At 57.1% G+C, this 24,146-nt stretch carries 26 protein-coding genes and 1 pseudogene; 15 read left to right on the top strand and 12 right to left on the bottom strand.

The features are described 5' to 3' along the window. Positions 1 to 73 precede the first annotated feature (73 nt). From CR159_RS11080 to CR159_RS11065, 4 genes are read left to right on the top strand one after another with little or no spacing between them, the layout of a single operon-like run. On the top strand, positions 74 to 1,048 hold the full coding sequence (locus CR159_RS11080) for a hydroxyacid dehydrogenase (protein ID WP_102074017.1): 975 nt from the start codon (positions 74 to 76) through the stop codon (positions 1,046 to 1,048). Positions 1,049 to 1,065: 17 nt separating this feature from the next. Continuing rightward, positions 1,066 to 1,758, top strand: coding sequence for an RraA family protein (locus CR159_RS11075; protein WP_102074016.1), 693 nt, complete (start codon positions 1,066 to 1,068; stop codon positions 1,756 to 1,758). Between the two features lie 59 nt (positions 1,759 to 1,817). Further along, the gene (locus CR159_RS11070) at positions 1,818 to 2,798 is read left to right on the top strand and encodes a Bug family tripartite tricarboxylate transporter substrate binding protein (protein WP_102074015.1); all 981 of its coding nucleotides are present in this window, start codon (positions 1,818 to 1,820) and stop codon (positions 2,796 to 2,798) included. A gap of 57 nt (positions 2,799 to 2,855) precedes the next feature. Continuing rightward, complete coding sequence (locus CR159_RS11065; protein WP_102074014.1) at positions 2,856 to 3,689, top strand: citryl-CoA lyase; 834 nt, start codon at positions 2,856 to 2,858, stop codon at positions 3,687 to 3,689. Positions 3,690 to 3,706: 17 nt separating this feature from the next. Here CR159_RS11065 and CR159_RS11060 read toward each other — a convergent pair whose 3' ends face one another. From CR159_RS11060 to CR159_RS11035, 6 genes are all read right to left on the bottom strand, one after another. Further along, a complete protein-coding gene (locus CR159_RS11060; protein ID WP_102074013.1) occupies positions 3,707 to 4,501 on the bottom strand; it encodes a phosphodiesterase in 795 nt (264 codons plus the stop codon). 12 nt (positions 4,502 to 4,513) lie between these two features. Continuing rightward, entirely contained in the window at positions 4,514 to 5,722 is a 1,209-nt protein-coding gene (locus CR159_RS11055) for an ABC transporter substrate-binding protein (RefSeq protein ID WP_233208266.1), read from the bottom strand. Positions 5,723 to 5,786: 64 nt separating this feature from the next. Further along, a complete protein-coding gene (locus tag CR159_RS11050; protein WP_102074011.1) occupies positions 5,787 to 6,629 on the bottom strand; it encodes a carbohydrate ABC transporter permease in 843 nt (280 codons plus the stop codon). Then, positions 6,626 to 7,498 carry a carbohydrate ABC transporter permease gene (locus tag CR159_RS11045; RefSeq protein ID WP_102074010.1) on the bottom strand — a complete coding sequence of 291 codons (873 nt, stop codon included), beginning with the start codon at positions 7,496 to 7,498 and terminating at the stop codon, positions 6,626 to 6,628. Before CR159_RS11045 ends, CR159_RS11050 begins: the two co-directional genes overlap by 4 nt. A gap of 9 nt (positions 7,499 to 7,507) precedes the next feature. Beyond that, positions 7,508 to 8,644 (bottom strand): ABC transporter ATP-binding protein, encoded by a 1,137-nt coding sequence (locus tag CR159_RS11040; protein ID WP_102074009.1) that lies wholly within the window; start codon positions 8,642 to 8,644, stop codon positions 7,508 to 7,510. Then, on the bottom strand, positions 8,645 to 9,331 hold the full coding sequence (locus CR159_RS11035; protein WP_158238531.1) for an HAD family hydrolase: 687 nt from the start codon (positions 9,329 to 9,331) through the stop codon (positions 8,645 to 8,647). Positions 9,332 to 9,479: 148 nt separating this feature from the next. Between CR159_RS11035 and CR159_RS11030 the strand changes: the two genes are divergently transcribed. Next, positions 9,480 to 10,262, top strand: a complete 783-nt coding sequence (locus CR159_RS11030) for a DeoR/GlpR family DNA-binding transcription regulator (RefSeq protein WP_102074007.1) — start codon at positions 9,480 to 9,482, stop codon at positions 10,260 to 10,262. 32 nt (positions 10,263 to 10,294) lie between these two features. On the opposite strand, the gene CR159_RS11025 is transcribed toward CR159_RS11030, so the two are convergent. Next, positions 10,295 to 11,281 carry a diaminopimelate dehydrogenase gene (locus CR159_RS11025; protein ID WP_102074006.1) on the bottom strand — a complete coding sequence of 329 codons (987 nt, stop codon included), beginning with the start codon at positions 11,279 to 11,281 and terminating at the stop codon, positions 10,295 to 10,297. A gap of 201 nt (positions 11,282 to 11,482) precedes the next feature. Between CR159_RS11025 and CR159_RS11020 the strand changes: the two are divergent. Both CR159_RS11020 and alkB read left to right on the top strand, forming a co-directional pair. Then, positions 11,483 to 11,671, top strand: a pseudogene (locus tag CR159_RS11020) (2OG-Fe(II) oxygenase); the annotation flags it as partial. A 64-nt stretch (positions 11,672 to 11,735) separates the two neighbouring features. Beyond that, positions 11,736 to 12,383 (top strand): DNA oxidative demethylase AlkB, encoded by a 648-nt coding sequence (gene alkB, locus CR159_RS11015; protein WP_102074005.1) that lies wholly within the window; start codon positions 11,736 to 11,738, stop codon positions 12,381 to 12,383. Positions 12,384 to 12,521: 138 nt separating this feature from the next. Here the strand turns inward: alkB and hmpA are convergent, their stop codons facing one another. Together hmpA and CR159_RS11005 are read right to left on the bottom strand one after the other, a co-directional pair. Further along, entirely contained in the window at positions 12,522 to 13,736 is a 1,215-nt protein-coding gene (gene hmpA, locus CR159_RS11010; protein WP_102074004.1) for an NO-inducible flavohemoprotein, read from the bottom strand. Positions 13,737 to 13,838: 102 nt separating this feature from the next. Continuing rightward, positions 13,839 to 14,927, bottom strand: a complete 1,089-nt coding sequence (locus CR159_RS11005; protein ID WP_102074003.1) for an NADH:flavin oxidoreductase/NADH oxidase — start codon at positions 14,925 to 14,927, stop codon at positions 13,839 to 13,841. A 92-nt stretch (positions 14,928 to 15,019) separates the two neighbouring features. Between CR159_RS11005 and CR159_RS11000 the strand changes: the two genes are divergently transcribed. Next, entirely contained in the window at positions 15,020 to 15,325 is a 306-nt protein-coding gene (locus CR159_RS11000; RefSeq protein WP_102074097.1) for an ArsR/SmtB family transcription factor, read from the top strand. A 17-nt stretch (positions 15,326 to 15,342) separates the two neighbouring features. Here CR159_RS11000 and CR159_RS10995 read toward each other — a convergent pair whose 3' ends face one another. Next, on the bottom strand, positions 15,343 to 16,110 hold the full coding sequence (locus CR159_RS10995) for a sulfite exporter TauE/SafE family protein (RefSeq protein ID WP_102074002.1): 768 nt from the start codon (positions 16,108 to 16,110) through the stop codon (positions 15,343 to 15,345). Between the two features lie 125 nt (positions 16,111 to 16,235). On the opposite strand from CR159_RS10995, the gene CR159_RS10990 reads away from it, so the two are divergent. After that, positions 16,236 to 17,141 (top strand): LysR family transcriptional regulator, encoded by a 906-nt coding sequence (locus CR159_RS10990; RefSeq protein WP_102074001.1) that lies wholly within the window; start codon positions 16,236 to 16,238, stop codon positions 17,139 to 17,141. Between the two features lie 145 nt (positions 17,142 to 17,286). Here the strand turns inward: CR159_RS10990 and CR159_RS21580 are convergent, their stop codons facing one another. Next, positions 17,287 to 18,525 carry a hypothetical protein gene (locus CR159_RS21580; RefSeq protein WP_158238530.1) on the bottom strand — a complete coding sequence of 413 codons (1,239 nt, stop codon included), beginning with the start codon at positions 18,523 to 18,525 and terminating at the stop codon, positions 17,287 to 17,289. 27 nt (positions 18,526 to 18,552) lie between these two features. Between CR159_RS21580 and CR159_RS21575 the strand changes: the two genes are divergently transcribed. The 4 genes from CR159_RS21575 to CR159_RS10970 all read left to right on the top strand — a co-directional run bounded on the left by CR159_RS21575 (position 18,553) and on the right by CR159_RS10970 (position 21,998). Further along, complete coding sequence (locus CR159_RS21575) at positions 18,553 to 18,819, top strand: hypothetical protein (RefSeq protein ID WP_158238529.1); 267 nt, start codon at positions 18,553 to 18,555, stop codon at positions 18,817 to 18,819. Positions 18,820 to 19,219: 400 nt separating this feature from the next. Continuing rightward, the gene (gene selD, locus CR159_RS10980) at positions 19,220 to 20,254 is read left to right on the top strand and encodes a selenide, water dikinase SelD (protein ID WP_102074000.1); all 1,035 of its coding nucleotides are present in this window, start codon (positions 19,220 to 19,222) and stop codon (positions 20,252 to 20,254) included. Next, positions 20,254 to 21,357, top strand: coding sequence for a tRNA 2-selenouridine(34) synthase MnmH (gene mnmH, locus CR159_RS10975; RefSeq protein ID WP_102073999.1), 1,104 nt, complete (start codon positions 20,254 to 20,256; stop codon positions 21,355 to 21,357). Before selD ends, mnmH begins: the two co-directional genes overlap by 1 nt. Positions 21,358 to 21,416: 59 nt before the next feature. Beyond that, on the top strand, positions 21,417 to 21,998 hold the full coding sequence (locus tag CR159_RS10970) for a DUF488 domain-containing protein (protein ID WP_102073998.1): 582 nt from the start codon (positions 21,417 to 21,419) through the stop codon (positions 21,996 to 21,998). A 97-nt stretch (positions 21,999 to 22,095) separates the two neighbouring features. Here CR159_RS10970 and CR159_RS10965 read toward each other — a convergent pair whose 3' ends face one another. Continuing rightward, complete coding sequence (locus tag CR159_RS10965) at positions 22,096 to 23,022, bottom strand: EamA family transporter (protein WP_102073997.1); 927 nt, start codon at positions 23,020 to 23,022, stop codon at positions 22,096 to 22,098. 226 nt (positions 23,023 to 23,248) lie between these two features. On the opposite strand from CR159_RS10965, the gene CR159_RS10960 reads away from it, so the two are divergent. Then, positions 23,249 to 23,518, top strand: coding sequence for a DUF2164 domain-containing protein (locus tag CR159_RS10960; RefSeq protein ID WP_102073996.1), 270 nt, complete (start codon positions 23,249 to 23,251; stop codon positions 23,516 to 23,518). A gap of 121 nt (positions 23,519 to 23,639) precedes the next feature. Beyond that, entirely contained in the window at positions 23,640 to 24,077 is a 438-nt protein-coding gene (locus tag CR159_RS10955) for a DUF3597 domain-containing protein (RefSeq protein WP_102073995.1), read from the top strand. Positions 24,078 to 24,146: the final 69 nt, after the last annotated feature.

The raw sequence follows: 24,146 nt of genomic DNA, 5'->3' as shown, positions 1-24,146 counted from the left end.
ACTATTGTTGAATAGACAGTTATATCAGGGATTGCGTTTAATGACACATATCGCTTCCTGACTATTGTTTCCCATGCCTTATACCGTTTTAGTTACCGCTCGTACGCTAAGTCCTGAAGGCATTGCTTTGCTGGAGCGGGAAGGGTGCAGGGTACTTTTCCTGCAAGGCGACGCCGATGCCGCGGAGGTTGAAGAAATACTCCGGCACGAGAGTGTCGATGCGGTTATTTCCAGGACGGTGACACTGTCTGCGCAGGCGATAGCAGGATGCAGAACGTTGAAAGTCGTCTCCAAGCACGGCGTGGGGGTCAGCAATATCGACGTTCAGGCTTGTACCGAACGCGGCATTCCGGTGTTTATGACGCCCGGAGCCAATGCGCAGTCTGTTGCCGAAATGACGTTGGGCTTGATGCTGGCCGCCGCCCGGCGCATCGCGTATATGGATAGTGAAATAAGGGCCGGGCGCTGGCCGCGTTTGCAAGATGGCCTGGAGCTCAAGGGCAGCACCATCGGGCTGGTGGGTTATGGGCAGATAGGCCGGTTGGTGGCTTCGTTCTGCAATGCCCTCGGCATGCGCGTGCTGGCGTACGACCCTTATGCACAGGCCGGACAGGCGCAAAAGGATGTCGAGCTAATGACTGACCTGGACGCCATGTTGCGACGGTCGAACGTGCTTAGTCTGCATCTTCCCCTCACCTCCGGTACACGCATGCTGATAGGCGCCAGGCAACTGGCGCTATTGCCTGACGGGGCAATCGTGATCAATACGGCGCGGGGTGAAGTGATTGACGAGACGGCGCTGATCCAGGCGCTAGCCAGCAAGAAGCTGGCAGCAGCGGGGCTGGATACTACTGCTAATGAGCCGATGGCAGCGTCCAACCCACTGTTGACCATGAAGAACGTTGTCCTGACCCCGCATGTGGGCGGTTCGACGCCGGCCGCGTTAAGCGCAATGGCTGTGGGGGCGGTAAATAACGTTCTGGGTTATTTGAAACATGGAACCTTGTCTGCCGACAAGGTCGTCAATATTAAAAGTTTCGATCACTGAATCTACCAGGAGAAGACATGTCGACCAGCGGAGAATGGCCACAAGGCTATCGCATCAATGAGATGCCCAGGACTGTTCCAGACAGCGTGCTTCGCTCGTTCGTGGACGTGCCCGTCGCGGTCGCTGGCGATTGCATGGGTCGTTCGCTGGGCGCCATGGGCTTGAAGGCCTACCACAACAACTTGCAGCAGGGCTTGTGCGGGCCCGCGCTTACCGTGCAGGTTCGGCCTGGCGACAATTTAATGATACACAAGGCTCTCATGATGGCTCAGCCCGGCGACATTATTGTAATCGACGGCGGTGGAGACCTTACCCAGGCCCTGATCGGCGGCTTGATGCGCACGACCGCCATGACCAAGAAAATAGGCGGCTTTGTCATTGACGGAGCGATTCGCGATCTGGTTGAGTGGGCGGATGGCAGGGTGCCGGTTTTCGCAAAAGGCCATACCCACAGGGGGCCGAGCAAGGAAGGGCCGGGGCAGATCAATGTGCCCATAGCGTGCGCGGGTATGGTGGTAGGGCCGGGCGACCTGATTTTGGGCGACGCCGATGGTGTGATCTGCATTCCTGCAGACGAGGTAGAAGCCTTGTTGCCGCGTGTGCAGGCGCACTTGAAGAAGGAGCAGTCGATTCGTTTGGCGAATGAGCAGGGTACCTCGGATCCCGAACGGTTCAACGCGGTATTGCGGGCAAAAGGTTTACCAGTTTAGTGGTTGCCCGAAAGGGACTTTTTATTTTCGAAGAACAAACATAACGACCAGGAGATATCATGATTACGTTGCGAAAGCTTGTTGCCATTACCGCTGTAATGGTGGGTGTCATAGGCATTGCGCCAGTAGCCCAGGGCACCGGCACCTATCCCAGCCAACCCATAAAGCTGCTGGTGCCGTTCCCGCCCGGTGGAGGCACCGACACCATGGCCCGTTTCGTTGCTAACGCCCTGACGGAAAAATTCAAATGGAACGTGATCGTCGAAAATCGTCCAGGCGCCGGCGGCACCGTTGGTATGGGAATACTCGCCCGGGCAACGCCGAATGGTTACAACATTGCTTTGGGGCAAACCTCGAACCTGTCAATCAATCCTTATCTTTACGACAATATTTCCTATGATGTGGCCAAGGACTTTGCCCCGGTGGTTTCAGTCGCATCCCAACCCATGGTCCTGGTGGTTCGTTCAGACAAGCCATACAAGACGGTGGCCGAACTGGTCGATTACGCCAAAGCCAATCCGGGCAAATTGACAGTGGGTAATGCCGGCACCGGCACGGTGGGCGATATCACCGGTCGCTTTTTCGCCAGCGAGGCAGGTATTGAACTGCTGAATGTTCCGTACAGGGGCGCTGCGCCTGCCATGAACGATCTACTGGGCGGTCAAGTCGATGCCTTCTTTACTTCGACGCCCGCGGCAATGTCTCAGGTTGATAATCCCGCGATCAGCATGCTGGCGATTACGACCCTGGAACCTATTCCCCAGTTGCCGAACGTACCTCCGCTGGCCAACACATTGCCCGGTTTCGAAGCGGCCTCCAAGACCGGCATTCTGACACCAGCAGGCACGCCGCAGGAAGTCATCGAGATATTGAACAGGCAGATCAATGAAGTCCTTAAGAGCCAGGCCCTGCGCGACCAGATCATGGGAGAAGGCAATGTGGTGCTTGGGGGGACGACCGAAGAGTTTAACGACTTGATCGCCAATGACTCGGCCAAATGGTCCAAGATCATCAAGGATGGCAATATAAGTATCAAGTAGAAGCCAGGGTTCTCTGCCATCAAACGCAGGAGTGCCGGTCAAAAAAAAGGGGGCAGTATGAGCGTGACCGAAATAGACGACGGTACGGCCAGCAAGAATTGGTGGCGCACTGAAATTATCGATATGAAGCCAGGCAGCATCCGGTATCGTGGCTATGCGATCGAAGCGTTGATCGGCAATCTCGGATTTGCCGAGATGATCTGGCTGATGCTGCGAGGAGATTTGCCGGGACCCGGGCAGGGCGACTTGCTCGAAGCCGCCCTGGTATCGGGCGTCGATCACGGTCCGCAGGCGCCAAGCATCGCGATCGCGCGCATGGCGATTACCTGCGGGGTCGGACTGAACAACGCCATGGGCTCCGCCGTAAATGTACTAGGCGATGTGCACGGCGGAGCGGGCGAACAGGCTGTTGCCCTTTACCAGAGCGTTGCGGGTTACCGGGAAGCAGGCATGGGTGAAATCGATGCCACACAACGGGCCTTGGATGAATTTATCCAGGAGCATGGCAAGTACATATCCGGTTTTGGGCATCGTTTTCATCCTGTTGACCCGCGTGCACCGCGCTTACTGGAATTGGTCGACAACGCGGCTGAAAAAGGGGTGGTATCGGGTAAGTTTGCTGGAATAGCGCGGGCGATAGAGAATGAACTGACGACCAGGAAGGGAAAATCCATCCCCATGAATATCGACGGAGCGACAGCAGTTATTTATGCTGAGCTAGGCTTCCCTGCGCCGCTCGCACGCGGATTGTTTTGTCTTTCACGATCCGTTGGCATCCTCGCCCACGCCTGGGAGCAATCAGAACAGGGTGGGCGCAACAAGGGACCACTACCGCGCCACTATTTGCCGACATACGAGGGCCATCCGGCGCGCGAGCTTCCGTCGCGTTAGGCAAGGCGTGTGTGTCTTTAACCCTTCAGCGTGAAGCGCGGACTGTCCTCGAGAAAGTCTTCGATGTGTATGAGGATTTGCTCTGCGCTTAACTGTACGATTGCATACTGCGGCGCCTCCTGACGTCCGGGGATCCCTTCATCGGCATCGGCGTGCAACTCCAGCGCCACCTGGTGGTTGGTGCCTTTCAGGGTAAAGAAGGGCATGCCCTGGTACGAGCCTGTAATTGGGCGATGAATATGCCCGAAGAAAACCTGCCGGATCCGGGGTTCAAACCCCGCGATTGCAACCCGGAACGCCGTCGTCTCGCGCAATGAGATGGCATCCATGCTGTGAATTCCGATCGGGAAAAACGGATGGTGCATAAATAGCATTACAGGCTTGGTCGAGGCTTCAAGCTGTTCACGCAGCCATGCGCCGCGCGTGCCGCAGAAGGTGCCCCACGATACTCCAGGCTCATTCGTATCCAGGAAGATGGCGAGGTAGTCGCCGAACTCCTTCGTATACTGAACAAAGCCGTTTCCATCGCACTCAATGGATGGAAAGTACTCTTTCAGCGTGTCCCGATGATCGTGGTTGCCCGGAATGAGATATATCGGCTTGTCCACCGAAGACAGCACCTCGCGCAATTGAGCATACGCATCTGCCTGGCCATAGTGCGTCAGGTCGCCCGTAATCACCAGTGCCTCGGCGTCAGGCTGATGCGCCATAAAATGCGTCACGGCTTGTTGCAGGCGTTTTTTCGGGTTGCTGCCGTACAGGTCGCCGCCGCCTGCTACCAGGTGCGTATCCGTTAGATGTATAAATTTCATGCTGTGTTTTCCTTAGCGATCCAGAAGCTTCTGCACTTCCTTGGACATATTCTGCAGCGCAGCTTGTGGCTGGGCTGATTTGTCGAACACCGTTTGCAGGTTGTCGAGAATCACATCGGTAATTTTCAAACCGTTTTCACCGGGGAAGGCATACCAGCCAGTCAACCAGGGCAGTTGTTTCACAGCGGTATATTGGTTGGGATTCTCGTCGTAGAAGCCCTTCAGACCATTTGGATCTTCAATCGGCAGCGTATTGGCCGGGAAGTAGCCCGTGTTTTTCGTCATGACGACCGCGCCTTCAGGCCCCGTCACGAACTTGATATATTCCCATGCGGCCTTCTGACGCGCAGGATCCTTGGTAAACATCATGGCCACGTTGCCGCCTGCCGGTACCCGGCCATTTTCGCCATAGACAGGGAAGAAACCAGTGACCATGTTGAAGCGGTCGCCAATCTGCTTCTCCATGCCGGACAGGCGCGACGTGGATGAAGAAAACACCGCCATCTTGCCGCTTACAAACAATTGCATCGCTTCGTTGTAGTTATAGTTTTGCATGGTGCCGTTCTTGACCATGCGGCCCATTTGAGCGATCGAATCCTGGCCGATGGCTTCGTCAAAAGCGACTTTCTTTTCTGTGTCGTCCAACATTTGGCCGCCCTTGGAAAACACCATGGATTGCCAGAGCCAGTTGCCGGTGATTTCCCAATCGTAATGCATACCGTAAGTCTCGGGATTGACTGAGCGGGATTTGTCGGCCAGTGCAATGATCTCGTCCCAAGTCTTGGGCAGATCCTCGGCGTTGGCGCCCGCTTTGCTGATTAAGTCCTTGTTGTAGTAGACAATCGGTGTCGAGAGCGAGAAGCCGATACCGGATTGAATGCCATTAACCTGGCCCAGCGACATCAGCGAATCGCTATAACCGCGTTTGTCCCAATCCTGTTCGGCCTTGATGAATGGCGTAAGGTCCACGGCGATAGCGCGGTCTACGAACACGCGCTGCCGATTCAAACCCTGGAAGGAGACATCCGCCAGTTGATTTGTCACTGCATGACGCAGCGCCTGCTGGGCCGCCGACTCATACTCAGGTGTGGGTGCACGGAACTTAACGGAGTAATCAGGAAATTTTATGGAGAAGCGCTTGGCTAGTTCCTCGTGTACGGAATTAAATACGTCCGGATACGGATAGTCGACGATCAACTCGATTTTCGCTGCAGTGGCCATGCCGCTGGTCAGTGAAAGTCCAGCCAATAGGCCCGAAATAATAAATCGTTTCATGCTTGGTCCTTCAACCTTTAACACCCGTCAGGGTTACACCTTCAATAAAGCGCTTTTGCGCCGCCAGGAAAAACAGAAGCAGGGGCAGCGTGATGATGACCGTGCCCGCCATGAGGGGGCCATAGTTCGTGCCTGCTTCTTCGTTCATAAAAAACATCGTGCCAAGGGGTGGCGTCGCCAGTTCCATCGTGTTGATCACCAGTAGCGGCCAGAAATAATCATTCCAATGCCAGACGACCGAAAAGATGGAAAAGGCGATGAGTGCCGGCATGGCCGCCGGCATGAGGACGCGCCAGACAAGCTCGAACTCACTCATCCCGTCAAGGCGCGCGGCATGGATGAGATCGTTCGGCACGCCCCGGAAAAACTGGCGCATCAGAAAGATGCCGAACGCCGACGCAATGAACGGAATGATCAGCGCCGCTGTCGTGTCCAGCAAACCTGCGTGATAAAGCAGGATGTATAGCGGGATTGCCGTTGCCTGAAACGGAATCATGAGAGAAAGCATCACCAAGCCCCATGCCAGGTGCTTGCCGCGGAATTCGATCTTGGCAAACACATAAGCGGCAGGCAAGGCAACCAGCACCTGCAGGATGAGAATGCCTGCGCATACGACGATGCCATTGAACAGATAGCGCAGCAGCGGAACTTGGGTGAGAGCCGTCGTGTAGTTTTCCACCGCGGCCCATTTCTGCGGCAGCAGATGGAAACCGCTCATGAAGATTTCGTCCGCCGGCTTGAGAGAAGTCGACAGCATCCAGATAAAGGGAAACAGGTAAATGATGGTGCCTGTCATGAGAATGGCATGACGCGCGATGCGCCAGGTCAGGGAAGGTTGAGTTGGCGAGTTCATGCGTAATGCGTCCTTTTTTCCATGCCCGCCTGTTGGACGAGGGTCAACACGAAAATGCAGGCCACAAAGATCACGGTCATGGCAGAGGCATACCCCATTCGGAAGAATCCGAAGCCCTCGTTGTAAATGGAGTGCAGCAGTACCTCGGTTGCCTTGTTCGGTCCGCCACTGGTCAGGACATGCACGATGTCAAACACCTGAAGGGAACGGATGGCGCACACGGTGACTACAAAAAGGGTGGTAGGCCCAAGCAGCGGCAAAATAAGCCGGAACAAGCGGTCTACCGGATTGGTCATGCCGTCCAGCAGGCTGGCCTGGCGCAGCTCCGCCGGAATGTTCTTCAGCCCAGCCATGAACATGACCATGGCAAGACCTGACATCTGCCAAGTACCGATTACGGCAAGCGATCCCAGCGCCAGGTCGTAATCCTTCAGCCAGTTCTGGGGTGCGATGCCGAACCAGGCAATGACCTGGTTGATGAAGCCGGCGCTGGGGTGCATCAGGAATTGCCACACTACCGCCATGGCGATCAGGGTGGATGCAACCGGCATGAAGTAAACAGTGCGATAAAAGCCTCGCAGCGAAGTGTGCGACTCAATCAGAAGAGCGGCGCCGAGTCCGATGGTTATAGAGCCGATCGATACCAGTATCAGGTAATACACCGTATTCGAGAACGACTTCTGAAAAGTCTCGTCTTGCCAGAGCTCCACATAGTTCTCCAGGCCGATCCAATTCCACGCACTGGCACCAAATTGCCAGTCGGTGAGCGACATCACGGCTACGACGACCAAGGGCACCACCAGCAACAGTAGGGTCAGTACCAGACTGGGGCCAAGCAGCAGCGCGAGCTGGTTACGTTTGATATGCATCGCTTTCTCCTACGCGGCGCAAGAAAAGGCGGCGCATAGCGGTACCAGCCTGAGTCCGTCGGCGTCAAAGGCATGGCACTGTTCCATGGGCACAAAGACGCTCAAGTTTTCGCCCACCCGCAGTCCTGGCCCGTCGTCGACGACCAGCGTGATCTTGTCGTCCTCGGGCGTCACCATGGTGACGATGCGTTCAGCACCGGTGTACTCCATCAGAACGATGCGCCCGCTCACCTTGAGCGCATCCGGGAGCCGCTTCAGGCTGGCGGCGTGCGGTCGAAAGCCCACCTCCGCCACCGCTGCCGGAAGCAATTGCTCCAGTGGCTGTCCCTGAATGGCCGGCCTGTCATTGCCGTCGCGTGCAACTGGCAGGAAGTTGATGCGCGGCGCGCCGACAAACGCCGCTACATCGCGGTGCTGCGGTTCATCATAAATGTTGGTCGGAGTTCCAAGCTGGAGGATACGACCGTCTTTCATGACTGCAATACGATCAGACATCGACATCGCTTCGTGCTGATCATGCGTCACGTACACAAATGTGACGCCCAGCTCGTCGTGCAGTTGCCGGATTTCCGCGCGCAGCGACTGCCGCAGGTTGGCATCCAGATTGGACAGCGGCTCGTCGAACAGGAACAGCGAAGGGCGTCGCACCATGGCCCTGGCCAGCGCCACGCGCTGTCGTTGACCGCCCGACAGCGCGGCGGGCTTGCGTGACCACAAGTGGTCAATGCCTAGGATTTCGGCGACCCTGCGGCCAAGCTCTTGGGCGGTGCGAACGCGACTGCGTGCGCCAGGACTGAACCAGCGCGCGCCCGGTAGACGTTGCGTGAAGCTCATCGTGCCCATGTAAAGCGGCGTGCAGATATTGTCGCCTACGGTCATGTGTGGATAGAGCGCATACGATTGAAAGACCATGGCGCAGTCGCGTTCGGACGGTGTCTGCGCAAGCAGATTTACGTCGCCTTTCCGGATTTCGCCGGTATCGGGTAGTTCTAGTCCAGCCAGCAGCTTGAGCAGCGTCGACTTCCCGCAACCGGACGCGCCCAGCAGGGTCAGGAACTCGCCTTTCTTGATGGTCAACGTCAACTTGTCCAGCACGGTCGTCGCACCATAGGTTTTCGTCACATCAGTGAGTTTGATATCCATCATTCATGATTCCGTTAAGGCAGGACGATGCTGGCCGATCCAGTCGGCCAATTCCCAGAAGTGGGTGAAGGCCATTACACAGGGGTCAAGGTCGTTGCGGTGCGCGTGATAGCCACCTAGATGCGCGACAAACGACACGTTTGCATTCGCCGCGCACGATGCATCAATATGAGAATCGCCAACAAACAAGGCGTCGGCCGGGGTACATGCCAGCAGAGAGAGTGTCTTTAGCAAAGGATCCGCATGCGGCTTGGCGTTTTCGCAGTCGCCCAGGCACACTTTGGCGGCAAAGTATTCGTCCCACCCAAGATGCCCGAGCAGCTCAGCGGTGGTGGCAGGGTCACGGTTTGTACAAAGGCCAAGCCGAAAACCGGCGGTGCTGAGCTCATGCAGCATGGCCTGGCTGCCTTCAAAGGGCGTCGCGGTACATAGCCAGTCATGCTCATAGATTTCGGAAAGCAAGCGGTAATCGCGACGTGCCCCTAGTTCATCACGATTCAATTGGGCCAGCGCAAGGGACAGCATGGGGCCGATGCCGTCGCTAAGCCGGCGCCTCAGGGCCTCCGGATCCAGCCGGCTTCGCCCATCAGGGTCGAAGGAAAGAACGGCTGCATGCAGGCTAGGCCATGTATCCAGCAGTGTTCCGTCGAGATCGAAGATGATCGATTTTGGGGTAAATTGATTGTTCATGTCATGCATTTTAATGATCGAATATGACATTAAAATGAATGGTTTGCCGATTTCTAGTTCATAAAACAATCATATTCGATCATTCCGGCTGTGCTAACGTATGGCACTATCCTCATGCGGTTCTTTTCTACCGACATCTTTTAGAACTATGCTTAAAGCAGAACGACAACAGCGCATCCTGGTCCTGATGCAGCAAACCAGTGCGGTCACTGTGCGTGATCTGGCGGCCGAATTCTCCACCTCTCCCATTACTATCCGGCGCGATCTGCTTGAGCTTGGGGAACGCGGGCTGCTCGAGAGAACCCACGGTGGCGCCGTTGCCACTCAGGAGGTTCTGGCAGAGGGCAACGCGCGTTATGAAATGTACAGCTACCCCGAGCGCCACCATCAGCAGGCGGAAGAAAAAGCCGCGATCGCAGAGTGCGCCGCTCAGTACATTTCGGATGGCGATAGCATTTTAGTAAATGCCGGCACAACCACGCATGCGCTTGCGCAGGCGTTACGCGGTCACCTGGATCTGCACGTCATCACTAATGGTCTGACTGTAGCCACGGTAGCAGGGCAAAGCGTTCGGGCTCATGTGTACGTGCTGCCCGGAAGGCTCGATATACGCAAACAGGCCACTATCGAGCGACCTGAGCGTGACCGCTTCCCGGACATCCAGATACGCGAAGCGTTTCTCGGCGTGCACGCCGTGTCCGAGAGTGGCATCTATATGCGCGACAACGAAGACGCCGCCATGAACCGCGCTTTTATTGCCGCGGCAAGCCGCGTCACCGTCATGGCCGACCACACCAAACTGCACGCGTTTGCCAGTTTCCGGATATCGTCATGGAGCAACGTACAGCGACTGATTACCGATGCGGCGTCGGATGCCGAGACGCTCGCTGCGATCAGCGCCCAGGGCGTCGATATCGTTATCGCGCCATAAGCCGCGGCACCACGAAAGATAGCCAGATCCCCTCACAAGTCCTCGGCGCGCAATTGCTCCGGGCTTTTCGCCGAGAGCAGGCCAGGGGCGACATCGAATACCGTCTTGGCGCCATACTGACCCGCCTGTTGCATGCGATGTACGGCCCGGGCGTAGGCTACAAGTATGCTGGATGTGAATTCCGGGTTGCTGCTTAATTTAAGCGAGTATTCCACGACCTGCGCGTTTTCCGCCGTGGTGTTGCCGGAGCGAATGACGACCCCGCCGTGCGGCATGGCATTGTGCTCACGGCGCAATTCTTCCTCTGTGATGAAGGCTACCGTAGTGTCGTACTCATCAAAATAATGCGGCATGGTGACGATGGCGCGTTTAACCGCCTCGGGGTTGGCGTCGGCTTCAAGGACAACGAAACAATCGCGCGTATGCTTCTGGCGTGTTGTCAGTATCGGCCGGGAACCGTCACGCACTCTATCCAATGCCTCCTGGGCTGGAACGGTGTATTGGACGCCACCGGCTACCCCGGGTATGCGCCGAATGGCATCCGAGTGTCCCTGGCTGAGTCCTTTGCCCCAGAAGGTATAGGTCGCGCCGTCGGGCAGCAGCGCTTCGCCGTACACGCGATTGATGGAAAACATGCCGGGATCCCATCCTGCCGAAATCAGTGCGGTCTTGCGGTTGGCGCGTGCCGGCCCATCGACCGCTGCGAAATACTCAGGAATGCGTGCATGAGTATCAAAGCTGTCCACCGTATTGAACAGTGCAGCCAATTCGGGACCTTGCTTCGGCAAATCTTCCTTCGAACCGCCGCAGAGAATCAGGACATCGATCTTGTCCACGTCCCCGTTTAGCGCTTCCATCGAATACACGGGGCTCGCCTCCTGCCTGGGTTTCAACTGCGAAGGCGGGCGACGGGTGTAGATGCCGGTGAGCAACATGTCGGAATTCTTGGCTATCGCGGCTTCAACGCCGCGCCCCAGGTTGCCGTAACCGGCAATTGCGATGCGAATGGACTGACTCATGGTGGTTTTCCTTGATTTCTACTCAGCGTACAAAGTTTCCAAATAAGAATGCCAGGCAGAGTCTGTTCAACTCTTGCCCGGCAGCTTCTTGCACTCTGCAGTGTAGAGGTAAACGCCTATTAAGTCCCGCCGATCAATGCGCGCCGCGCTTTGCCTGCTGAATAGTGCTGTCGGGTCAATGCCGACTGACAAACAAGCGGTTCTCTGATCGAACGCTGCCATGCTGCGGGCCAGATGCGACCCACGCCGCTGATGCTTCAGTACCGTAGGGACGATTACAATTGCCTGCATCAGGATATGTATGGCGATCAAGTATTTCCGATGCGGGTTGCCATCTTGCTATCGTGCCCCGGTGAAGATTTCACTGGTGGCGAGTTCGTGATGACCGAGATAATCTCGGCCACCAACGCGCCTACGTGGATGCGCGTTAATACGGTGGATAGACGGGAACCGTATGAACCTTGAGCTATTTTCACCCAGTGCGGGCGAACGCGATTTCCTGGGGCCGGATGCGTTTGTTCTACGCGGCTTCGCCTTGCCCTTTGTGGGCGAGCTGCTACCCGCTATCGAGCTTCTGGAGCAGGTCTCGCCCTTCAGGCACATGGTCACACCCGGCGGATTCACTATGTCGGTGGCCCTGACCAATTGCGGGACGCTTGGCTGGACAACGGACAGGCGCGGCTATCGATACACGACCATTGATCCGGATAGCGACCAGCCCTGGCCGGCCATGCCGGCGGTGTTTGCGAGAACGGCGCGCCAGGCGGCTGCCGCGGCCGGCTTTGATAATTTTGAACCCGACGCCTGCCTGGTCAATCGCTATTTGCCTGGCGCGCGCCTGTCGTTGCATCAGGATAAAAACGAACGCGACTACGACGCTCCCATTGTCTCCGTGTCGCTGGGCATGAGCGCTGTTTTTCTGTTTGGCGGCCACCAACGCAGCGATAAGACGATGAAAGTGCCTCTTCATCATGGTGACGTCGCGGTATGGGGCGGAGAGGACAGATTACGCTATCACGGCGTGATGCCCCTCAAAGACCAACCGCATCCATTGCTGGGGAGCCAGCGTATCAATTTTACTTTCCGCAAGGCGGGGGGGTGAACGATGACGGCGAGGCCAGGCTTGCTCTCTACGACTCAACATGCCGGCCGGTCGCCGCAGGCATACCAGCAGGCCGCCGATTTTTTCGCCGATCTTGACCAGCTCGGCATGTATGCGGTGCCGGACATAACCCAATCGCTATTCGGCAAATAAATCCGGGCCGAAGACTTCGTAGTGTATCTTTTCCTCCGGAACACCCAGATTCATCAAGGCGTCGTGCTGCATGCGCATGAAGGGCACCGGTCCGCAAATGTAGTAGTCGGCATCGTCGGCCAAGATGGCATCGGCAATTTGCTTGACGTCGACCAGCCCGGCATAGTCGTAATCGCGACCTTGCTCGTCGCTGGCCAGAGGTTCATTGTAAAAAACGGTGAGATGAAAGTTATCGTGCTGGGCCGCCGCTTCCTTCAATCTATTGCGCATGGCCTGTACGGAACTGTTGCGCGCGCCATGAACGAAGTGCACCCGGCGCTGCGGATTTTCCAATGTTTTCTTCAGCATGCTGATCATGGGGGTCAGGCCGACACCGCCACTTATCAGCACTAAAGGGGTCGTTGCGGTGGTGTCGATAAAGAAGGTGCCGTAAGGCGCGGATAATTTGACGACATCGCCTTCATTGACCTCGTTATGAAGCAAGTTGGAGACATAGCCCGCAGGATGCGCCTCATTGCCCGCCTCACGCTTGACGGAAATTCGATAGCCTTTTCCGTTAGGCGAGTCAGACAGGCTGTACTGGCGTATCTGCTGCAAACCGATATCGGGAACATTCACCGCAATACCGATGTACTGGCCCGGCTGGAAATCGACCACGGGATTTCCATCTACAGGCTCCAAATAAAACGAAGTAATGATATCGCTTTCGGCTTGCTTTCTACGCACGGCGAACTCACGCCACCCTTTCCATCCCCCGGGTGCCGAGTTGCGATCATCCGTAAGCTCCCTCTCCATGCCCATCAGCGTGTCCGCAAGTTGCCCATAGGCCGCCGCCCAGGCCGAGATAATGTCGTCCGTTGCGGCATCGCCAAGAACGTCTTTCATGGCCCCAAGCAGATGTTCGCCGACAATGGGATAGTGCTCCGGCTGTACGCCGAGACTGGCATGTTTGTGCGCGATGCCTTTAAGCAACGTGTCCAGTGCTTGCGGATTCTCTATATTGGCGCCATAGGCATACACTGCGCGGGCAAGGGCCTCTTGCTGCTGCCCGCGCTCCTGGTGCGCCATGTTGAATACGTTCTTCAATTCGGGATGAGCTTCGAATAACCGCCTATAGAAACGCTGGATGATGTCGTACCCCTGCTCGGCAAGTACGGGTACAGTTACCTTGATAGTGTCTTTGGTCTGTTGATTCAACATGCCGTCTCTCCCTGAGAGTAGTCACTTGGGATTGCGAGCAAGTCTCATACCGCCCTGATGTGCGCCCAAGCAGCCTGGTGGCGTTGCCGCCGGTTCATGGTTTTAGTAGCGTGCGAGCCAATGGGCGTACGGCGCCGGCAGGGTCCACGATGCGCGCTCCACCTCGAGCTGCTTGGCGGCGAAGTGGGCCCAATGAGGATTTGCCAAATGGCTTCTTCCCACCATGACAACATCAAGCTGCTCCTCCTTGACGACGCGCTCGGCGACTTCCGGTGTGCCAAATCCCCATGCGGAACTGACCGGGACGTCTGCTTCGCGACGGACACGTTCGGCGATCGGTCCCAAAAAAGCCGGCCCCCACGGAATGGACGTTTCGGGTACCGTAAAGCCGATGCTGACATTGATCATGTCCATACCTGCCGCTTTAAAATCGCGTACGAGGCCTATTGACTCGACCAGAGTTTGCTCATCGCGCCCGTCGTACTCGAGGACGCCAAAGCGTACAGTCAGGGGAAGGTTTTCTGGCCAAACTTCGCGTACCGCCCGTAAGGTTTCCAGAAGGAAACGTGCCCGATTCTCCGCGCTCCCGCCGTAGATGTCGTTGCGATGATTCGAATGCGCAGAGAAAAAGCTTTGCGCGAGGTAACCATGGGCGAAATGCAATTCAAGCCATTCAAAACCGGCATCACGCGCCCGTTTGGCGGCATCGACAAAGTCTTGACGTACGCGTTCGATATCATCCAGGGTCATCGCCTGAGGCTGCTTCGGCAACTCATTGCCATACGCGATGGCGGATGGCGCAATCGTTTGCCAGCCGCGCGCATCGTTTTCAGCGATGTGGTTGTCTCCCTCCCAGGGACGATTGGCGCTGGCCTTTCTTCCAGCATGGGCGATTTGAATTCCTGGCACAGCACCCGCCGATTTGATGGCTTGCACAACGGGAATAAACGCTTGAGCTAAATCATCGCTCCAGATGCCTGTGCACCCGGGAGTAATGCGTCCTTCGGGAGATACGGCAGTCGCTTCAACGATAACCAGTCCCGCACCTCCACGCGCCATGCTGGTGTAATGAGTCAAATGCCAATCGTTGACTAATCCATCGACGGCCATGTATTGGCACATCGGCGGGACCGCAATACGATTGCGCAGAGTGACGTCTTTGAGCTTGAAGGGTTGGAACAGAGCAGACATGATGGCCTTTGTGGCTATTTTAAAATAAATTCGTTAGTTCGAAGATATACGAACATTAGAATAATTATAGGTCAAAGTGTATGATGCTGCTCATGCGTCCATTCAAACATCCCGCTGCCAGTGAGTTTTCTCTCGAACGTGTGCTGTATGCGTTGAGCGATTCCATACGCCTCGACATCGTTCGGCATCTTGCTCGCGTTGAAACTGCAAGCTGTGGCGAACTGGACGGCGGACGCCCCAAGTCCACCGTATCTCATCATTTCAAGGTGCTGCGCGAAGCCGGGCTGGTGTTTACCCAGAATAGCGGAACGATACATATGAATAGCCTGCGACGCGCAGACATTGAAAGCCGATTTCCGGGATTATTGGCCGCGATCCTGGCACAACACGCTGATTGACCTGATCCCCGGACATCCTAGAACGGGAAAGCCTCAATGGTCAGATACGTTCCCAATACCACCAGGCTCACAAAGAAACAGGTCCGAAATGCAGCGGGTGAAAGTGATTTACGTAACCGTTGGCCCATATACATGCCCGCCAAGGCGGGAACAAGCATCACCATCGACGTGCCTGCCGCCCCGATCGAATAGCTGTCGTTGATCAACAGCCCTGCAGCCAACGCCACGGTAGAGACGGTAAAGGAAACGCCCATGGCTTGAACCAGGTCGTCTCGTTCAAGCGCCAACGCCTGTAGATAGGGCACCGCCGGCACAACGAATACGCCGGTACCGGCCGTGATTATTCCCGTCAATAGCCCTGCCAAAGGCCCGAGCCACCTTTCCATGCAAGCGGGTACGGCCAACGGTGTGCCAAAAAGGCCCCATGCGGCATAGGCCACGAGCGCGACCCCGAGCGCTATGGAAGCCCACTGCCCGGTTGGTGCCCCGAAAACCATGGCGCCCAGCAAGGTACCGCTGGCTACCCCCAGCTGCATGCCGCCGATTCTTCGGAGCAAAGGCAGCAGCCTGTGCAAAGGTCCGGCTTGCCACAGGTTGGTAACTAAAGAGGGAATAATAAGCAGTGCGGCGGCTTGTGCCGGACTCATCAGGAGCACCAGCAATGCCATCGAAACCGTAGGCAGGCCCATGCCCACGACCCCTTTGATTACACCGGCGAGCACAAAGACCATGGCAACGAGGACAAGCAACTCCGGCGATAACCTGGCAATCATTTCAGGAAACATTATTTTCAGAGGCTCCAGCTATACACATAAGTATCCATTCTGAAGCGAGTTCTTCTTTTCAGTAATCAGGATCTGTCGAAGCCTGCCTCAGGCGCTGCCTAAGTATCACCGTGCTATGATTTTTTATGCGTTTTGACCTGACCGATCTACGCTTGTTCTTGAATGTTCAAGAGGCCGGCACCATCACGGGCGGCGCCCACCGTTCACACATGACCTTGGCGTCGGCGAGCGAGCGCATCAAAGGCATGGAAGACGCCCTGGGCGTAGCCCTGTTGATGCGCGACCGGCGTGGGGTTCAAATAACCCCGGCAGGACGAACCCTATTGCACCATGCGCGTATCGTCCTGCAGCAGATGGATCGCATGCGGGGTGACCTCGACCAATACGGCAAGGGACTAAAAGGGCATGTGCGCCTGCTCTGCAATACCTCCGCCCTTAGCGAATATCTGCCCGAAATCCTGAGCGACTTCTTAGCACGGCATCCACAGGTGTCGGTTGACCTTGAAGAAATGCTTAGTTATGAAATCGCCGACACAGTACGAGCCGGCATGGCCGACATCGGTGTCGTGGCTGACTCCGCCGACCTGCAAGGCTTGGAAACCTATGCCTTTCGTCCTGATCCTTTGGCGTTGATCGTCGCCAGGGACCATGAATTGGCACAACGCACTTCCATTAGTCTTTCAGAAGTTGCCGGCTATGACTTCGTGGGGTTGGTCGAGGGCAGTGCGCTACAGGAACACGTTACCTTTCATGCGCGCAGGGCGGGTAAACATCTTAGTTATCGGGTACGCCTGCGCAGTATTGAAGCTGTCTGCCGGATGGTCGGCCAAGGCATAGGCATCGGGGTGGTGCCAAAAACCGCCGCCATACGCTGCGCGAGGTCCGCGCGCATCAAGCGTCTTGAGCTGACCGATGCGTGGGCGTCCAGAGACTTGATGCTCTGCGTACGAACCGCAGAGGAGCTGCCCGCCTATGTTAAGCAAATGATGCGGCACATATTGGATTCTGCTGTTGGTCTTTCTCGTAAATAGAGTTAAGCCGCGCCTAAAGATCAGGACTGATAGGTGATCTGATGATGAGGTTCATGTCGGATGTCCGTATTTGCATCTTCACCATGAAAAACCGACCGCCCTGAGGCGGTCGGCGTTATCCATTAGCTAAAGCCCAATCAGCCGATCAGGCCGCGACAGGCTGCACGAAATTGCTGTCGTTCAATTCTCCCGAATAGCCGACCAGTTGGATCAAACCGTCACCTGTTTCCAGTTCATCCGTGCCATTCTGAACGAAGATGAAGGTGTCGTCTTCGTGCTGGAATGCGGTCCAGCCGTCCACGTCGACATTGGCAGCGGCGGTTTGCAGCTTGGCTAACAGATCGGCATTCGCGTCCACGGTGACATCCATTCGTTCGCCTTCGATCACCGGACCTGTAAGTTCGCGCGGGCCCGCCGCATCGGCATGCTGGCCAAACGCCAACTCGTCGCCAGTGCTGAAGTCCCTGACATTGATCACGCTGGCGCGGATGCCTTCTTCGCTGCCAACATCCACCAGGTTGGACACCTGCTCTGTGAACTGGATCCAGTTGTCGCCCTTTCCGGCCTCGATCGTTACACCCAGGCCGCCGGTCAGGTAGAGCGTATTGTCGCCGGCGCCCAGGTCGATCTGCCGATTGGTGCTGGCGCCCGAATCGATGACGCCGTCATCGGACTCGACACGCAAACTGATGCTGTCATCGCCACCACCGAGCATGACCGCCCAGCCGGGTAAGTCGGAGTCGCCGGCGTCGATAACGATGTCGGCATCAACGTCTGCGGTCAGTGTGGACACGTCGAATGTGGAAGAGCCTTCCGCATCGATGGATATGGGTCCCAGGTCCAGCGTGCCACCGCCCTCGATGATTACCTCCTGCAGGAACTGGCCTATCGGAAAATCGGTACCCAGGTTTATTGCGCCCTCTGTCGTGACGAGGTCAATGACCAGGTTTTTCATGACCTGGGCCACGACCGTCAGATCAATGGTGGCATTGGTGGTGAAGGCCTCGGTCAGGGACATGTTGGGCGGGAGTGCCGCTGCGTCGGATATGTCAAAGGAAAAGCTCAGTGTTTCGCCATCCAGGCTGGCGCCCGTGGCGTCTATGCCGCGTGCTGCCAGGAACTGGATCAACGGTGCGGCGGCATCCTTGATGTCATCCAATGTCAACTCACCGGTGTCGCCCAGACCGTCGCGCAAGCGCAGCAGGTCGGACGGTGTAATGGAAAATTCCTGCCCGCCGGGAGCCGTCAGCAATAATTCTCCAGTCAGGGCCAGCGTAAGCTTGTCGCCCTGGCGGCGCGCGACGGCCTCGCCTTCTCCAGACCATTGCACGGGAATACTGCCGAATTCCGTGACGAAGGTCGCCGTACCGCTGGCGTCGTTCAATTCGGCGGTGAAACGGTTGGGATTGCCATGCCCATGACCGTTGCCATGTCCATGTCCATGATTGCCTCCGTGTCCATGGCTATGCCCGTGACCATGGCCATTACCGTGGCCGTTGCCATGCCCATGACCATGCCCGTGATTGCCTCCGTGGCCATGCCAGTGATCATTTCCGTGACCGCGGCCGTGCCCATCGTGGTTGCTGAACTGATGAAAGGCATCCATTGCCTTGTTCAGTCCTTTCTTTGCAACGCCGATTACATCATCAATATCAGGGAGCTGGTCCCTATTCCATAAACCGTTGAATGCGGATGCCATGATTAACTCCCAGGAGGTGTGGACGGATGAGTGCCGCGCGATTGCCTTGCGGACGAGTACCACGCGTGATCCTAGCAACCAATAAGAGCGACACAATGACAATCCGTATCATTGCGAGAATGTTCTGGTGCAAATGTAAATTGGGATCGTGGGCCGGCCATGTCGCGATCAGGGCATACCGCTTCAACGGTGACTGGCAGCACAGTGCGCAGCTTGCCTGATTGGCGCCGATGCGTGGGAAACCGCTGGTTGCAACTAAGATGTATGGATTACAGCGTTTGGCCGGGAGAGAAACCTCTTTGCTATGCCTCATCACGTTTCAGCGCCTGTCGGGGTGAAGGGTTTAGAATTGCCAGCGTTAAGCCATCGCGGAGTATCCATGAACAGTCCCATACGCCTTACCCAATACAGCCACGGAGCGGGCTGCGGATGCAAGATTTCGCCCAAGGTGCTGGAGGTAATACTGGCCGGCAGCGGCGCGCAGAACCTCGATCCCAAGCTGTGGGTAGGCAACGCCTCGCGGGATGATGCGGCGGTCTATGCACTGGATGAGCAACGTGGCGTGGTATCGACCACCGATTTCTTCATGCCTATCGTGGATGATCCCTTCGATTTCGGTCGTATCGCGGCGACCAACGCCATCAGCGATATCTATGCAATGGGTGGCGATCCGTTGTTGGCCATTGCCATCCTGGGGTGGCCGGTCAACCTGTTGCCGCCGGAGGTGGCACGCGAAGTGATACGCGGCGGGCGTTCGGCCTGCGACGCCGCCGGCATCCCCTTGGCCGGCGGTCACTCCATCGACGCACCGGAGCCGATCTTTGGCCTGGCCGTTACCGGCGTGGTGGACAAGACACGCCTCAAGCGCAATGACACCGGCACCGTCGGTTGCAAGCTATATCTGACCAAACCGCTAGGCATCGGTATTCTGACGACCGCCGAGAAACAGTCCAAGTTGCGCGCCGAGGATATCGGACTGGCGCGGGACTGGATGTGCACGTTGAACACGCCGGGCAGTCGCTTCGGCAAGCTGGATGGCGTCATGGCCATGACAGACGTCACCGGTTTTGGTTTGCTGGGCCATCTGGTGGAAATGGCTGACGGCAGCGGCGTAAGCGCCCGCATCGAGTTTGCCAAGGTGCCGCGTCTGCCGGGCGTCGATCATTACCTGGCGGAAGGCTGCGTGCCCGGCGGGACGGGGCGCAACTTTGACAGTTATGGTGAGCGCATCGCGCCCATCAGCCAAGATCAATTGAACCTGCTTTGCGATCCCCAGACCAGCGGAGGTCTGCTGGTGGCGGTGACGCCCGAAGGCGAAGCCGAATTCCTGGCCGCGGCGGCTGAATTCGGCCTGCAGTTGGCCCCGATCGGTGAACTGATCGCGAGACAGCCTCATGCGATAGAAGTGGTGTGATGCGCGAGGACACCAGCAATTATCAGGCGCTGTTTCTTGACAATGTGCCCATGATGGACGCCCGCGCGCCCGTCGAGTTCAGCAAGGGCGCTTTCCCTGGTGTCATCAATCTGCCGCTCATGGATGATGGCGAGCGACAGAAAGTCGGGCTCTGCTACAAACAGCGCGGCCAGGATGCGGCCATCGCGCTGGGTCATGAACTCGTGTCAGGCCAGATCAAGGCGCAACGCATCGCAGCATGGGCGGCGTTCGCACGGGCCAACCCCGACGGCTACCTCTATTGCTTTCGCGGAGGCTTGCGCTCGCAGATTACTCAGCAATGGTTGAAGGAAGAGGCCGGCATCGAGTACCCACGGGTGATCGGCGGCTACAAGGCCATGCGCACTTTTCTGCTGGAGACGACCGAGCAGGCAGTCAACGACTGTAGTTTTGTTGTGCTGGGCGGCATGACGGGCACCGGCAAGACCGATGTACTGCTGCAGTTGAGCAACGGCCTGGATCTGGAGAGGCATGCGCGGCATCGCGGCTCCAGCTTTGGAAAGCATGCCGTCGGGCAACCTGCACAGATCGACTTCGAGAATGGCCTGGCCGTCGACATTCTCAAGAAGTGCGCCGCGGGACACAGTTTATTCGTTCTGGAAGATGAGAGCCGCGCCATAGGCAGCTGCAGCTTGCCATTGCTGCTGTACCAAGGCATGCAAACGTATCCGGTCGTCTGGCTGGAAGATAGCCTTGAGAATCGGATGCAGCGCATACTGCGCGACTATGTGGTCGGTTTGCGCAACGAATTCGATACGCTGCATGGCGAAGAAAAAGGTTTCGGGCTGTACGCCGAGCGTCTGCGCCAGAGCCTGGACAACATCGTCAAGCGCCTGGGGCATGATCGCCACCAGCGGCTGGCGGCAATCATGGACGCCGCCCTGATTGAACAGGCGCGCAGCGGCGCGATTGAAATGCACCTGGGTTGGATCGAGGGTCTGCTGACCGAATACTACGACCCCATGTACGTCTACCAGCGGCAGCTCAGGTCCAAGCGCATCGAGTTCGCCGGCGGGCAGCAGGCGGTGCTGGGCTATCTGTGTCAGCGCGGAGCGCAGCGGTGACGTTATAGTAGCCATGCGGGCTTGGCGAGTGTTGCCCGCCAATTCGTAGCGGAGGGGGCATGCCAAGTTCATCAAGCAGCTCAAAAAACGCAAAACTATCCGGCGTAGAGACAATCTGGACGATAGGCCACTCGACCCGGCCCATCGAAGAGTTTCTTGCTCTGCTGGCCGAATACGGGATTGAAACAGTCGTGGACGTACGAAGTTTCCCCGGGTCCCGCAAATATCCGCAGTATGGCAAAGACGCAGTGGGAGCCACGCTGCGCGACCATGGCGTTGCGTATCAATGGTTCCAGATATTGGGTGGACGTCGGCGCACCAGCCCGGATTCACCCAATACCGCCTGGCGCAACACCTCATTTCGCGGTTACGCTGACTATATGTCCACGCCCGAATTCACGGAAGGACTTGAAGCGCTTCTCGAAGTCGCCAGCGGGTCACATGTTGCCCTGATGTGCGCCGAAGCGGTCTGGTGGCGCTGCCATCGTTCCATGATCTCAGACGCGCTATGCGTACGCGGCGTCAAGGTGCTGCATATCATGGGCGACAAGCACGCCGTGGTGCACCCAATGACCTCGCCCGCACGGGTTGAGGGTGGGAAGCTGACGTATGGGGCGGCGCAGCCTTCGGCAAAAGATTGACGATTGGCCTGGCAACGCGTTGCCAGGCGGCGCCGGGCAGCTTGGGTCGTGGCGCTTCGCCGACGATTTCTGCACTTGTGTTGGCCGTCCGCGAAAATCATGTTTTTGGTCGTGCTTTCGCCTGACCCACGGCTACCAAGGTGATGCCTAGCGCAATCAGCGCGGCACTCGGCATCAAGGCTTGTGGCGGCGCTTCGTTCTGCAGGAAGATGGCGACCGGCACGCCAACAATAGCGCCGACCGATCCAAGAAGACTTAATAAGACGGGGCCGCCGGCTTTCTGTAGAAGGAATAACAGCTGGAATTGCCCGGCAAAAATCAAGGTCTGGGCAAGGATCAGGACGAACGGCAGGCTACGATCCGTCGGCACGGCCAGGGAGTAGCCGGGCAAAAAGCCCGCCAGCAGCAGCATGATTGCGGCGCCAGTCACCATGCCGGGGGCCAGCGCCTCGGCCGAAACACCCTCGGGCCAATGCAAGGTCCGGTAAAGATTGCCCACGGCCAACAGCATGGGTCCAACGAGCGCAACAAGAATCCAGAATACGTCGGCTTGCGGCATCCTCAACTGACTGGCAGCGAGCACGCCGGCGCCGGCCAGCGCTGCCGCAACCCCCAGGGCCCGAGTCATCTGGAAGCGTTCCATCTTCAAGGCCAGCGCTCCAACGTAGGTCAGCAGGGGCGGCAGCGTGATGATGAGCGCCACGAAGCTGGCACCCACGTGCGGGATAGCGGAAAAAAAGATGAAGTTGGATGCGGCGACGCTGACCAGCGCCGATATTGCGTAGTACCTTAAGGTGCGTGGGTTGATGGGTGGGAGGCTGCGGCGTAGCGCCGCCACGGTCAGCAGAATTACCGCCGCACCGGTCATCGACCAGCCGAGAAGAGCCAGTGGCGCCAGGCCGATCTCACCTGCCAGTTTGGCCAAATTGGTAGACAGCCCCAGCAGCAGCCCACCCGATAGAAGGAGAAGCAGGGGGAACAGCCATGTTCTTCTACGGGAGCGTGTGGATTGCTGATGCGTCATGGCTTGCCATATCGTCCAGGTTGGGTATCTTGAAATAATTGAACTGATTCAGTAGTCAAATCGGCCAAGATAGAATCTACCTTACAAATAGATCCTGCGCGGGAAGGTGATCAGGCAAATGAATGGTGAAACGGCCGCGCATGCCAACATGGCATGGATAAAGGAGGAAAAAATCCACGTACTGGATCTACCTCGTCCATGCCACTCGAATTTCACAAGGTGAAGAATGTCCATCAAGCTTAAAACCGAGACCGAAGACCAGCTGGCCGATTCTCTGCGGCGGTATTGGAAGCAGGAAGAAAATGAAGACCTGGGAGAGCTTCGCGCGCGTATGTTTGTAAAGTTCCTCGTGCAAGAGTTCGGGCCCAGTATCTACAACCAGGCGGTCCAGGACGCACAGGAATACATGCAGGAAAAAGCCGCGGAGATGGAAATTTCCTGCTATGCGCCGGAATTCACCTATTGGGCGAATCGGAAAAAGACCGTACGCAAATAATCACGGCTGTTGCATACCCTGACAACTATGTGGCGGGAAGGTGGGTATATTGAAAAAGGTGCGTCGCGTTGGTGTGACGCGTTGCGCCTTTCGCTATTACACCGATCTTCCAGGAGTTGATATGGGACTTTTCAGCAAGATTCTTGATAAATTGGGCATAGGTGGGGCTTCGGCAGCGCCAGCAGCAGGCGCCACACCCGTCGAAGCACCGGCCACGGGCGACACTAGTCCCGCGGCGGTCAATATAGCGCCAGCCGACTCGAGTACCACCTCGGTGGCCCAGCCGCGTGCAGTACCCGTCGTAGATGTCGTGGCGCAACTCGAGCAAAAAGCCGCAGCACATCCCGAAAAACTGAATTGGCGTACGTCTATTGTCGACCTCCTGAAATTACTGGACATCGATAGCAGCCTGACTGCGCGCAAGGAACTGGCGACCGAGCTGGGTTGTCCCGCCAACCTGATGGCCGATTCGGCACAGATGAATATGTGGCTGCATAAGGCCGTGCTGGCCCGTGTTGCGGCCAATGGCGGCAACGTCCCGGCGGATCTGCTGGATTAATTCACCCACTATGCATAGCCCCGCCACGCGGGAATACCTCTTGCTGCGCAGGGCATAGACGGCGCTCCC

This window comes from Pollutimonas subterranea (genome assembly GCF_002849655.1).
GTDB classification, from domain to species: Bacteria; Pseudomonadota; Gammaproteobacteria; order Burkholderiales; family Burkholderiaceae_B; genus Pollutimonas; species Pollutimonas subterranea.
Note: the sequence above shows the minus strand (reverse complement) of the source record. Positions and strands in the feature narration are given on the sequence as shown.

Excerpts from the sequence above, each read along its gene's own strand:
- CR159_RS11060 (WP_102074013.1), bottom strand. The coding sequence starts at position 4,501 with ATGAAATTTATACATCTAACGGATACGCACCTGGTAGCAGGCGGCGGC.
- alkB (WP_102074005.1), top strand. The coding sequence starts at position 11,736 with ATGAACCTTGAGCTATTTTCACCCAGTGCGGGCGAACGCGATTTCCTG.
- CR159_RS11075 (WP_102074016.1), top strand. The coding sequence starts at position 1,066 with ATGTCGACCAGCGGAGAATGGCCACAAGGCTATCGCATCAATGAGATG.
- CR159_RS11080 (WP_102074017.1), top strand. The coding sequence starts at position 74 with ATGCCTTATACCGTTTTAGTTACCGCTCGTACGCTAAGTCCTGAAGGC.
- CR159_RS10990 (WP_102074001.1), top strand. The coding sequence starts at position 16,236 with ATGCGTTTTGACCTGACCGATCTACGCTTGTTCTTGAATGTTCAAGAG.
- CR159_RS11055 (WP_233208266.1), bottom strand. The coding sequence starts at position 5,722 with ATGGCCACTGCAGCGAAAATCGAGTTGATCGTCGACTATCCGTATCCG.
- mnmH (WP_102073999.1), top strand. The coding sequence starts at position 20,254 with ATGCGCGAGGACACCAGCAATTATCAGGCGCTGTTTCTTGACAATGTG.
- CR159_RS11035 (WP_158238531.1), bottom strand. The coding sequence starts at position 9,331 with ATGAACAATCAATTTACCCCAAAATCGATCATCTTCGATCTCGACGGA.
- CR159_RS10995 (WP_102074002.1), bottom strand. The coding sequence starts at position 16,110 with ATGTTTCCTGAAATGATTGCCAGGTTATCGCCGGAGTTGCTTGTCCTC.
- CR159_RS11070 (WP_102074015.1), top strand. The coding sequence starts at position 1,818 with ATGATTACGTTGCGAAAGCTTGTTGCCATTACCGCTGTAATGGTGGGT.
- CR159_RS10955 (WP_102073995.1), top strand. The coding sequence starts at position 23,640 with ATGGGACTTTTCAGCAAGATTCTTGATAAATTGGGCATAGGTGGGGCT.
- CR159_RS10970 (WP_102073998.1), top strand. The coding sequence starts at position 21,417 with ATGCCAAGTTCATCAAGCAGCTCAAAAAACGCAAAACTATCCGGCGTA.
- CR159_RS11005 (WP_102074003.1), bottom strand. The coding sequence starts at position 14,927 with ATGTCTGCTCTGTTCCAACCCTTCAAGCTCAAAGACGTCACTCTGCGC.
- CR159_RS21575 (WP_158238529.1), top strand. The coding sequence starts at position 18,553 with ATGCCCATGACCGTTGCCATGTCCATGTCCATGATTGCCTCCGTGTCC.
- CR159_RS11030 (WP_102074007.1), top strand. The coding sequence starts at position 9,480 with ATGCTTAAAGCAGAACGACAACAGCGCATCCTGGTCCTGATGCAGCAA.
- CR159_RS11040 (WP_102074009.1), bottom strand. The coding sequence starts at position 8,644 with ATGATGGATATCAAACTCACTGATGTGACGAAAACCTATGGTGCGACG.
- CR159_RS11025 (WP_102074006.1), bottom strand. The coding sequence starts at position 11,281 with ATGAGTCAGTCCATTCGCATCGCAATTGCCGGTTACGGCAACCTGGGG.
- CR159_RS11045 (WP_102074010.1), bottom strand. The coding sequence starts at position 7,498 with ATGCATATCAAACGTAACCAGCTCGCGCTGCTGCTTGGCCCCAGTCTG.
- hmpA (WP_102074004.1), bottom strand. The coding sequence starts at position 13,736 with ATGTTGAATCAACAGACCAAAGACACTATCAAGGTAACTGTACCCGTA.
- CR159_RS10960 (WP_102073996.1), top strand. The coding sequence starts at position 23,249 with ATGTCCATCAAGCTTAAAACCGAGACCGAAGACCAGCTGGCCGATTCT.
- CR159_RS11065 (WP_102074014.1), top strand. The coding sequence starts at position 2,856 with ATGAGCGTGACCGAAATAGACGACGGTACGGCCAGCAAGAATTGGTGG.
- CR159_RS11000 (WP_102074097.1), top strand. The coding sequence starts at position 15,020 with ATGCGTCCATTCAAACATCCCGCTGCCAGTGAGTTTTCTCTCGAACGT.
- selD (WP_102074000.1), top strand. The coding sequence starts at position 19,220 with ATGAACAGTCCCATACGCCTTACCCAATACAGCCACGGAGCGGGCTGC.
- CR159_RS10965 (WP_102073997.1), bottom strand. The coding sequence starts at position 23,022 with ATGACGCATCAGCAATCCACACGCTCCCGTAGAAGAACATGGCTGTTC.
- CR159_RS11050 (WP_102074011.1), bottom strand. The coding sequence starts at position 6,629 with ATGAACTCGCCAACTCAACCTTCCCTGACCTGGCGCATCGCGCGTCAT.